The following is a 10,620-nucleotide window of genomic DNA, read 5'->3' as shown; positions in this document are numbered from 1 at the left end:
GTTATCTCATCAACCGAATTTATTATAGAGCCTTCCTTTTTTGGCTTTATCCCCAATATAAAATAGAAGGGAAAATTAAGATAATGATACATTGTTGTTTCTTGGAAAAGAGTGATTTTTCTTCTGTTAATTTAGTAAATCTCGTATAATACAAAAAAACGAACTGATCTTATCTCAGTTCGTTTTTTACATTTATGATTTATTTTACTTTTGTATCATTAATAATTAATTGACGTAGTGATTCACGTTTGATAACTTCTCTTGCTTTACCATCTTTCACAAATAACACTGCAGGTTTCTGCATTTGGTTATAGTTAGATGACATAGAGTAGTGATATGCACCTGTTGATAATATCGCAAGGTAATCGCCACGATGAACAGATGAAGGTAATTTCACATCTCGCGCAATAATATCGCCAGACTCACATAATTTACCAGAGATAGTGACTGTATCGTCCGCTTCTTCATCACGATTAACTAATAAGGCATCATACTTCGCACCATATAATGCTGTACGGATGTGATCGCTCATACCACCATCAATAGATACATATTTGTTAATACCAGGAATTTCTTTAATTGTACCGACTTCATAAAGCGTTACACCAGCTTCTCCCACAATAGAACGTCCTGGTTCAATACCAATTGTTGGTAGTGGATAATCTGCTTCTTTCGCAATATCTTTTAAAGCATCTGTAATTTCTTTGATACCTGACTCGATAGGGAAGCTGACATCACCTTCAACATAACGGATACCGAAGCCGCCACCAATATTTAGTAAATCCACTTCTAAATTCAAATCTTTTAACCATTTAATCACAATTTTAGCTGTTTCAATCATTGCTTCTGTGCCTTCAATTTGAGAACCAATATGGAAATGGATACCTTTTAAGTTTAATTTATCGCTATTTTGAATTTTTTCAATCGCTTGATCTGCTAAACCATAGCGAATAGATAAACCAAATTTACTATCTTCTTGGCCCGTTTGAATAAATTCATGGGTATGTGCTTCTACACCAGGATTTACACGTAGTACAACATCAGCTGTTTCTGATGCATATCTATTAATTAATTCGATTTCATCTAAAGAATCAATCACGAAATAACCGATTTTACTTTCTAATGCATAACGAATTTCGTGTTTTGTTTTGTTATTACCATGGAAGTGGATGTTTGCTGGGTCGTAACCGGCTTCTAAAGCAGTATAAAGTTCACCTTCAGATACAACATCTAAGCTTAATCCTTCTTCTTGTACAAGCTTAACCATTTGTAGGCAAGTAAATGCTTTTGATGCATATGAAATATTATAATCAAGGCCGCTAGCTTCAAATGCTTCTTTATATCTGCGCATTTGATTACGGATTTGGTCCTCATCATAAACAATCAGTGGGGTACCGAAGCTTTGAGCAATCATTTCTAAACTTGTGCCACCCATTGTTAATTTACCATTTTTATATTCTACAACCATTTTATCGAATCTCCTTTATCAAAGAATCATGGTTTAGCGCACTTAATTGTTCAGAGTTAGCGCCGACACCTTTAAACGTATATTCATCAATACGCATATCTTCATTATATAGTATCACTTCATCTTGTGCAGTAACGGTTTCATCAACCGCAACGAACATATGACTCATCATCAAAGCTTTGATAGGGTAACGTTTACCATTAATAATGGCTTCGTGTTTAGCTCTGGTTCTTAAAATACCGTCACCGTAACCCATATCAACAACCGCAAGTTTTGTATGATCTTGTTCGACTTCATACGCAAAGCTATAGCCGCAATAGTCACCTTTATTTACATCTCTGACTTGAATCACATTACCTTTAACAGTAAGTGATTGACTGATAACGTCTTCTGATAAGCTGCTGTAAGGTCTTGATCCATATAAAGCAATACCGACACGTGCATGCGTGTGATGCGGTAAAAGTTGTTGTTCTTCTCGATAAAATGAAGCACTGTTTTGTGCATGAATTAAATCAAAATGATATCCCTCAGAAAGTAATGCATCGACAACGTCAACCCACGCTTGTTTTTCAATACCATATTCAGGAACATCAAATTCATCTGCGTAACCAAAATGTGTCCATAAACCACTGATAATCATCTTATCTTCATTTTGGTTATTCGCATGATCTTCAAGTACTTCTTTAATTTCTTGTATGGTTTTAAGCCCAGAACGATGAAGTAAGTTCTCAAATTCTAAGTGAACATGGATACCTTGTAACTCTTCTTTATATTGATAGTAATAAGTTAAAGAGGGCAGGGTCATGTGAATTTGATTATCTCTTACCGCATCAAAATCATAAACAGCGTTCATTAAAAAAATCGTCGCATTTGGTGCAATTTTTCTGACACGAATAGCTTCAGCAAGTGAAGTTGTGCTGAATGTATCAATGCCAGCTTCTAAAAAGGCTTCTACAGAAAATTCTAACCCATAGTTATAAGCATTGTTCTTCACAACGGCCATTAAATTTTGGTTATGACGTACTTTTTTCGCATTATCTATAAATTGTTGACGGTTTACCGACCAAATCGCTGTCATGAAGAAACCTCCTTGCCATATTGGAATAATAGATTTTCATAATAATCCGCAATACGGATTAATTGTGCTTCGTCGAAGTTAAGTTTCGGTGTATGCAAACCATGTACCCAGTCATTTGCTTCATTACGAATACCGACAAAAGCAAAGTAACTTGGCGCAATTTGGCTATAGAAACTGAAATCTTCACCAAATAAATAAGGTTTTTCTAATTCTACTACATTAAAGTCCGCATCTTTTAAAGCTTTAACGACACCATCATGTAAAGTAGGGTCATTATAAGTAGGTGGGTAACCTTCTTCAAACTTCACTTCGCAATTAACACCAAATAATAACTGTACACTTTGCGCAATTTTAGACATTTGGTCTTTTACTGCTTGTAGATCGTTTGTGTCATACGTACGAATTGTACCTTCTAAGTAACCTTGACTAGGGACTGTGTTAATCGCTTCACCAGCATTAAAACGACCAATATGAACTATATTTCTTTGTAAACCATTCAAATGATATTGTTGAATTTGACTCACTTGGTTTAATACATGGATTAAACCTTCACCACATGAGCGTCCTTGTTCTTTATTCGCAACGTGGCTAGATTGTCCTTTTAAGAAGAATCGATATTCTGTAGCACTCGCAGTAATTTCTTCATTCATAATTGTTACAGTGCCTTCATCATTAAACGGCATAACATGGATACCAAAAACCGCTTCGATTGGATGATGATCAAATGCACCAGCTTTGATCAAACGGTTAGCACCTGCGCCTGTTTCTTCAGCAGGTTGGAAAATAAACACTACATTTTGCGGTAATTCGCCTTTGTCAAATAAAGCTTTGCATCGTCTGACAAATAAGAGTAGGGCAGTTGTATGACCATCATGTCCACACGCATGCATCACATTTGCTTTTGAACTTTTAAAGTCGATGTCATTTTCTTCATCAATCGGTAAAGCATCAATATCAGCTCTAAACGCAATTGTATGATTACCGTTACCTTTTAAGTGTGCAACGACACCTGTTTCTAAAGGACGTTCATAAGGTACGCCGATAGATTCTAAAAAAGCAATGATATGATTCGTTGTTTCGTATTCTTCCAAACTTAGTTCTGGGTTTTGATGTAAATGGCGACGATGTTGTGTTACAAATTCTAATTCAGTTTGTGTCATAATATCCTTCCTTTTGTCTTACTTAATAATATGTATAAAAGGCGTATGTGAGGCTCTGCAAAACGCACACGATACGCCTTTTTTGATTTATTTAATAGTTGTTAACGTCTGGTTTTTGATTAGTCATTTAATTTACGTAAAGCAGATACGATTTCGCGTTTAGAATCTTCAACTTCAGAAGTTTGTTTGATTACTTTCGCTGGTGTACCTGCAACTACAGTACCGGCTGGAACGTCTTGTGTCACAATTGCACCTGCAGCAACAATTGCACCTTTACCAACACGAACACCTTCTAAGATAACTGCATTGGCACCGATTAATACATCATCTTCAATTACAACAGGGGATGCACTTGGTGGTTCGATAACACCTGCTAATACAGCACCTGCACCGACGTGTACATTTTTACCTGTTGTTGCACGACCACCTAATGTCGCACCCATGTCGATCATTGTACCTTCGCCGACTACCGCACCGATGTTGATTGTTGCGCCCATCATCACAACTGCACCATCTTCGATAATCGCTTGTTCACGAATGAATGAACCTGGTTCAATACGCGCGTTTGTATGACGTAAATCTTTTAGTGGAATCGCAGAGTTGCGACGATCCATTTCAATTTCTACATCTTCAATGTAGTTTTGATATTCGTCATAGAATTTATCCCAGTCATCTGCTTCACAGAAAATCACTTTAGAATCTTCTCCGCCGAATACTTTAAATGATTCAGGGAATTCTACGTTTTTGAACGCTCCGTTAATATAAACTTTTAGTGGTGTTGATTTTTTCGCATCACTAATATATTGAATAATCTCCTCAGCTGTTAAATCTTTTGCCATGGTAAAAACCTCTCCTTTGTTTAATTAATTATTTAAATTATCAAATGTATAATACCCATTTGGTTTAGAAACCAATCGCTCAGCGGCTGTAATTGCACCGTTCGCAAAGATATCTTTTGATTGTGCCCGATGTGTTAATTCAATCGTTTCATCGACACCAGCAAACAATACTTCATGTTCACCAACAATTGTACCGCCACGAACAGCACTAATTCCGATATCTTCAGGTTTTCTACGTTCAGTTGTTTGTGAGCGATCATAGACAGGGTTTACTTCTTTAATATCTTTGATAACATCTAACAATTTAATCAATGTACCACTTGGTGCATCTACTTTTTTATTATGATGTGCTTCGATTAATTCGATATCGTAACCTTGTAAAAGTGGTACGGCAACTTCTAATAATTTTGTCATGACATGGATACCATAACTCATATTTGCACTAAAGAAGACTGGCATGTCTTTACTTAATGCTTGTAGTTTTTCTTGAATTTTTTCTTTTTCACCCGTTGTAGCTACAACAACTGGTAATTTGAAATCTTGGTCTAATAACGGTAATAATAATTCCGGATTAGAGAAATCAATCGCTACTTCAGCATCTTTTGCTTCACTGATTTGTGAATAAGTAGGGTAGGGATAGTTATTTTCAGGATCTGGAACGATAACACCTACAATTTCATGTCCTTGCTCTTCAGCCAAACGTGCCACACGTTTGTTCATTGCACCATATCCGATTAACAAAATTTTCATTAAAGTTCACCTGCTTTATATTTGGCATATGCTTCTTCAAGTTGTTTACGGTCTGATTCTTCTAAAGTCACTAACGGTAAACGTACTTCGTAGTTACCGAATCCTTCAACAGCAGTAAGTGCTTTGATTGGGATAGGGTTAACATCTACTGATAACGCATTTAACAAACGGTTAATTGGTTCGAAATCTTTATCAATAGATTCGCCACGTTTTGCTTTTTCATAAAGTGCTTGGAAATCACCAGGAATCGCGTTTGCGACAACTGAAATTACACCATGGCCGCCTTCAGCGTAATAACGTACAACATTATCATCGTTACCGCTATATAATGAGAACTCAGATAAGTCTAAGCGTTCTTTTAACGCACGGTGATGTTCAAAATCATTAGTCGCATCTTTCAATGCTACAATATAAGGATTTTTCGCTAACTCAACCATTGTTTCTACATCAATTCTCATATTTGTTCTTGATGGTACATCATATAAAACAACAGGTAGTTCTACTGCATCTGCCACTGTAGTGAAGTGGGCGATTAAACCACGTTGGCTTGTTTTATTGTAGTAAGGTGTAATTAGCATAATTGCATCTGCACCTAATTCTTTAGCACGTAATGAAGCATCTAAAGATTTTTTAGTTGAGTTTGTACCTGTACCAGCAATAACAGTTGCTCTGCCATTCACTTGTTTAATAACTGCTTCTAATACTTTTTCTTTTTCACCTTCAGTTAAAGTAGGGTTCTCTGCAGTTGTACCATTTACAATAATCGCTTGGATATTATTGTCTAATAAATAATTAACATGTTTCTCTAATGCTTGATAATCGACTTCATTATTTGTGAATGGGGTCGTAAGAGCTACCCCAACTCCTTCAAATAAACGACTCATATTAAGAAACTCCTTTCATTGATAAAACTTGTTCTAAAATTTGGACTGTATTCAATGCTGCGCCTTTAAGTAAGTTATCTGATGTTACCCAAATATGGAATGTATTATCTAATGAATCGTCTTTACGGATACGACCGACAAAGACTTCATCTTTACCAGTAGAATAAACAGCCAATGGATATTCATTATTTTCTGGATTGTCTACTAAGACAACACGATCATCATTTTCAAATAGTTCTTGAATTTCTTTTACTGTCGCTGGTTTATCTAAAGTAACGTCCATTTCAACACTGTGGCTGTCTTGTACAGGGACACGCACACAAGTTGCTGTTACTTTTAAGTCTGGTAAGTTTAAAATTTTACGTGTCTCATCAATCATTTTTTGTTCTTCTTTTGTATAACCATTTTCTAAGAAGACATCAATGTGAGGTAACACGTTGTTATAAATAGGATGAGGATAAGTTTTTGGTTCTTCTCCTTTTTCTCCATTTAATAAATCTTCACGGCCAGCGTAACCTGAACCTGATACTGCTTGATATGTTGTATAAGCAACACGTTTTAAACCATATTTATCTTGTAATGGTTTTAAAGGTACCACTGATTGGATTGTTGAACAGTTAGGGTTTGCGATGATACCTCTTGTAAATTTAGGTTCATTGACTTCTGGTACGACTAAATCGATATCATCATGCATTCTCCATTGACTTGAGTTGTCGATAACAATGGCTCCCGCTTCTTCAAAAATAGGTGAGAAGTGTTCACTTGTAGCGCCCCCAGCACTCATCAATACATAATCAAAATGTTCGCTTGCAGCGTCTTCTGTTAGTTCTTGAACTGTATATGTTTTACCTTGAAACTCAATTTCTTTTCCTGCTGATCTTGCTGAAGAAAATAATACAAGCTCATCAAATGGAATATTTTTACGATCGATTGTCTCTAACATTTTGCTTCCTACTAAACCTGTTGCACCTGCGATTGCTAATTTTGTCATATTCAATTCACTCCATATTATTATTTAAGAAAGTCGTTAATTCTTTCTTGAGTTTCTGATTCTTGCTGCTTTCCAACTTTTAAATATCAAATGTTTCATAAAGTTGTTTGACTGCACGTTCTCCGTTATCAGCATCGATAACATAAGAGATACTGATTTCAGATGTCGTTGTTTGATAGAACGGAATACCTGCATTAATTAAACTGATGAAAGCTTTCGATGCGACACCTGACATATCTCTCATACCTGATCCAATCAAGGAAATCTTTGCGTAGGCATCATTTAAATTATAATCTAAAGCTTGATAACTTTCTGACAATTTATTAAAAATACCTTTGATTTGCGTCAAATCAGTATCTTTAATTGTAAATGAGAGCTGTAACCCTTCAAGGTTGACGATTTGAGAAATCATATCAACATTGACTTGTCCTTCTTCAAGTAAAGTAAATAAATCTGTTAAGAGTTTATTATCAGATAGGGGATAGCTGATAGTGACATGCATCATTTTGCTATCTAAAGCTACGCCCGTTACTGCTTTTTTCTCTAGTATTTCTGTTTGTGACATAATCCACGTTCCTTCCACATTTGATAATGTTCTTCCTAAATACAATGGAATGTTATAGTTATTTGCGAGTTCGACACTGCGTGTTTCTAAAACCCCAGCACCCAGTGCGCTCATTTCCATCATTTCTTCGTAAGAAACTACACTTAAACGTTTGGCATCTTTATAAATACGAGGGTCAGTCGCATAGACACCGTCAACGTCTGTATAAATTTCACATGGTGTTTGATTGGCTGCTGCTAATGCAACTGCTGTCGTATCCGAACCACCTCGGCCAAGCGTAGTCAATTCAAGTTCATCATTGATACCTTGGAACCCGGCTACAACAAGTACATCATGCGTTTCAAATGCTTTATCAAAAGTATCAGGGTTGATTTCTGCAATCCTGCTTTTGAGATGATGTCCAACTGTTTTAATTCCGGCTTGATATCCTGTCATGGCTCTTGCTTGAACGCCTATATCGTTTAGCACCATAGACAAGTAGGAAACAGTTTGCTGTTCACCAGTTGTTAATAAGAGGGCAAGCTCTTGTTGTTTTGGTTCGCTGGTCAGCGCAGCTACATTTTCCATTAATTGGTCAGTTGTTTTTCCCATTGCACTGACCACGACAATAAGTTGTTCGTCATTTTCAATTCTATTTTTCAGCATTTCAGCAATATTCCTAATTTTCGTAAAATCGCTGACAGACGAACCGCCGAATTTTAAAACACTTCTCTTCATTGCTTTACATATCCTCCTCGATAGTAGGGGAGAATCACATATATAAAAAGAGCAAGTCCGGAATGCGAACTTGCTCGTAAATTTATATACAAGTGATGCACTCCATTATTTGATAATAATGACAGACCCTTAGCTCTTAACCTGAAAGTCCAACAATCATAACTCTGCATTTATGATTATTTCGGCATCTCACCCTTTCCTTACCAACTGCAACAGACAGTAGGCGTGGCAAGTACTTATGATTGATGCGCCTCATCAAAAAAACTATTCAATTAATTAGTATGTATCACATTATACATAGTTACCATTGAGATGTAAACCAGAAATATATGATTTTTGGAAATTTACTGAAAAAAGCCTAAATTCCGAAAGTATTTACTAATTAAGTGTAATTTATACTTTGTTTTTTTCATCGTCTATTATCAATTTTTTAGCTATATACTCTATATAGACTGAACTGTAGGGATTAAACATAGAAAAAGAGGTTAGGATTTTTCACCTAACCTCTGCATAATTTCTAGCTTAATACACCAGTTTCTTTTAGGTACTCTTCGTAACTGATTTCTTTAGAAAGGGCACCTTGTGGGTTTAAGTCGATCACACGGTTTGCGATTGTGTTAATAAACTCAAAGTCATGTGATGTGAAGATGATTGAACCTTTGAATGATTTCAACCCATCGTTGACTGCAGTAATACTTTCTAAGTCTAAGTGGTTTGTTGGTTCATCCATTAAGAGAACATTCGCACTTGAAAGCATCATTTTACTTAACATGCAACGTACTTTCTCTCCACCTGAAAGGACACTTGCTTTCTTCTTCACTTCTTCACCGCTGAATAACATACGACCTAGGAAACCACGTAAGAATGTCTCAGTTTGTTCATCTTCAGGTGCATATTGTCTTAACCAGTCGACTAATGTCATATTCACACCATCGAAGAATTCTGAGTTATCTTTAGGGAAGTACGTACGTGAAGTTGTCACACCCCATTTAACTGTACCTTCATCTGGTTCCATTTCTCCAGCTAAAATTTTAAGTAATGTTGTTTTCGCAATTTCGCTATCTCCAACAAGTACAGCTTTATCGTTAGGGAACATTGTAAATGAAATGTTATCTAAAACTTTTTCACCATCAATTGTTTTTGATACGTTTTCTACAAATAATAAGTCATTACCGATTTCACGTTCTGGTGAAAACTTCACGAAAGGATAACGACGAGATGATGGTTGAATATCATCTAACTCGATTTTTTCCAATTGTTTCTTACGGCTTGTTGCTTGTTTAGATTTAGAAGCATTCGCAGAGAAACGTGCAATGAAGTCTTGTAATTCTTTAATTTTTTCTTCTTTTTTCTTGTTTTGTTCTTGCGCCATTTTTTGAGCAAGTTGACTTGATTGATACCAGAAGTCATAGTTTCCGACATACACTTTGATTTTACCGAAGTCTAAATCAGCAATATGTGTACATACGTTATTTAAGAAGTGACGGTCATGGGAAACTACAATAACTGTATTTTCAAAGTTGATTAAGAAATCTTCTAACCAGCTGATTGCAGGGATATCTAAACCGTTGGTAGGCTCATCAAGTAAAAGAACATCAGGTTCACCGAATAAACTTTGAGCTAATAATACTTTTACTTTTTGGTTGTTTTCTAATTCAGACATCTTTTTATCATGTAAATCAGCAGGGATGCCTAGACCTGATAATAATGTTGCTGCATCTGCTTCAGCATTCCAACCATTCATTTCTGCGAATTCGCCTTCTAATTCTGCAGCACGAATACCATCTTCATCACTGAAGTCTGGTTTCATATAGATTTCGTCTTTTTCTTTCATCACTTCATATAAACGCTCATGACCTTGAATCACAACATCTAATACGCGCTCGTCTTCATAAGCAAAGTGATCCTGTTTTAAAATCGCAAGTCTTTCGTTTTTACCCATTGAAACATGACCTGTTTGTGAATCTAATTCACCAGAAAGTATTTTTAAGAAAGTAGATTTACCTGCACCGTTTGCGCCAATCAAACCATAGCAATTACCTTCTGTAAATTTGATATTTACATCTTCAAACAATTTGCGATCGCCAAATCGCAAACTTACATCAGTAACTTGTAACATGAATTTCCTCCATTAATTGATATTTCTAACGCATGAATTATACCACACA

Annotated in this window: 9 protein-coding genes and 1 riboswitch; all 9 genes read right to left on the bottom strand. The window is 35.9% G+C overall.

Annotated features, from left to right (window positions below; all coding sequences use genetic code 11):
• Window positions 1-199 precede the first annotated feature (199 nt).
• Window positions 200-1,468 (bottom strand): diaminopimelate decarboxylase, encoded by a 1,269-nt coding sequence (gene lysA, locus HMPREF3270_RS04575; protein ID WP_070848967.1) that lies wholly within the window; start codon window positions 1,466-1,468, stop codon window positions 200-202.
• Between the two features lies 1 nt (window position 1,469).
• The gene (locus tag HMPREF3270_RS04570; protein ID WP_070848965.1) at window positions 1,470-2,546 is read right to left on the bottom strand and encodes an alanine racemase; all 1,077 of its coding nucleotides are present in this window, start codon (window positions 2,544-2,546) and stop codon (window positions 1,470-1,472) included.
• Window positions 2,543-3,706, bottom strand: a complete 1,164-nt coding sequence (locus HMPREF3270_RS04565; RefSeq protein WP_060804279.1) for a M20 metallopeptidase family protein — start codon at window positions 3,704-3,706, stop codon at window positions 2,543-2,545. Before HMPREF3270_RS04565 ends, HMPREF3270_RS04570 begins: the two co-directional genes overlap by 4 nt.
• Before the next feature lie 119 nt (window positions 3,707-3,825).
• Entirely contained in the window at window positions 3,826-4,545 is a 720-nt protein-coding gene (gene dapD / locus HMPREF3270_RS04560; RefSeq protein WP_002480910.1) for a 2,3,4,5-tetrahydropyridine-2,6-dicarboxylate N-acetyltransferase, read from the bottom strand.
• A 24-nt stretch (window positions 4,546-4,569) separates the two neighbouring features.
• Window positions 4,570-5,295 carry a 4-hydroxy-tetrahydrodipicolinate reductase gene (gene dapB, locus HMPREF3270_RS04555; protein WP_070848963.1) on the bottom strand — a complete coding sequence of 242 codons (726 nt, stop codon included), beginning with the start codon at window positions 5,293-5,295 and terminating at the stop codon, window positions 4,570-4,572.
• Window positions 5,295-6,179: a 4-hydroxy-tetrahydrodipicolinate synthase gene (gene dapA, locus HMPREF3270_RS04550; protein WP_070848961.1), complete on the bottom strand. Its 885-nt coding sequence runs from the start codon at window positions 6,177-6,179 to the stop codon at window positions 5,295-5,297. Before dapA ends, dapB begins: the two co-directional genes overlap by 1 nt.
• Before the next feature lies 1 nt (window position 6,180).
• A complete protein-coding gene (locus HMPREF3270_RS04545) occupies window positions 6,181-7,170 on the bottom strand; it encodes an aspartate-semialdehyde dehydrogenase (protein ID WP_023015223.1) in 990 nt (329 codons plus the stop codon).
• A gap of 79 nt (window positions 7,171-7,249) precedes the next feature.
• Window positions 7,250-8,452, bottom strand: coding sequence for an aspartate kinase (locus HMPREF3270_RS04540; RefSeq protein ID WP_002480906.1), 1,203 nt, complete (start codon window positions 8,450-8,452; stop codon window positions 7,250-7,252).
• Between the two features lie 87 nt (window positions 8,453-8,539).
• A riboswitch (Lysine riboswitch) is annotated at window positions 8,540-8,716 on the bottom strand.
• A 253-nt stretch (window positions 8,717-8,969) separates the two neighbouring features.
• A complete protein-coding gene (locus tag HMPREF3270_RS04535) occupies window positions 8,970-10,571 on the bottom strand; it encodes an ABC-F family ATP-binding cassette domain-containing protein (RefSeq protein WP_002480905.1) in 1,602 nt (533 codons plus the stop codon).
• Window positions 10,572-10,620 lie beyond the last annotated feature (49 nt).

The organism is Staphylococcus sp. HMSC65H10 (assembly GCF_001839185.1).
GTDB classification, from domain to species: Bacteria; Bacillota; Bacilli; order Staphylococcales; family Staphylococcaceae; genus Staphylococcus; species Staphylococcus simulans.
This window is presented reverse-complemented; position numbering and strand designations above follow the sequence as displayed.

Excerpts from the sequence above, each read along its gene's own strand:
- lysA (WP_070848967.1), bottom strand. The coding sequence starts at position 1,468 with ATGGTTGTAGAATATAAAAATGGTAAATTAACAATGGGTGGCACAAGT.
- HMPREF3270_RS04570 (WP_070848965.1), bottom strand. The coding sequence starts at position 2,546 with ATGACAGCGATTTGGTCGGTAAACCGTCAACAATTTATAGATAATGCG.
- HMPREF3270_RS04565 (WP_060804279.1), bottom strand. The coding sequence starts at position 3,706 with ATGACACAAACTGAATTAGAATTTGTAACACAACATCGTCGCCATTTA.
- dapD (WP_002480910.1), bottom strand. The coding sequence starts at position 4,545 with ATGGCAAAAGATTTAACAGCTGAGGAGATTATTCAATATATTAGTGAT.
- dapB (WP_070848963.1), bottom strand. The coding sequence starts at position 5,295 with ATGAAAATTTTGTTAATCGGATATGGTGCAATGAACAAACGTGTGGCA.
- dapA (WP_070848961.1), bottom strand. The coding sequence starts at position 6,179 with ATGAGTCGTTTATTTGAAGGAGTTGGGGTAGCTCTTACGACCCCATTC.
- HMPREF3270_RS04545 (WP_023015223.1), bottom strand. The coding sequence starts at position 7,170 with ATGACAAAATTAGCAATCGCAGGTGCAACAGGTTTAGTAGGAAGCAAA.
- HMPREF3270_RS04540 (WP_002480906.1), bottom strand. The coding sequence starts at position 8,452 with ATGAAGAGAAGTGTTTTAAAATTCGGCGGTTCGTCTGTCAGCGATTTT.
- HMPREF3270_RS04535 (WP_002480905.1), bottom strand. The coding sequence starts at position 10,571 with ATGTTACAAGTTACTGATGTAAGTTTGCGATTTGGCGATCGCAAATTG.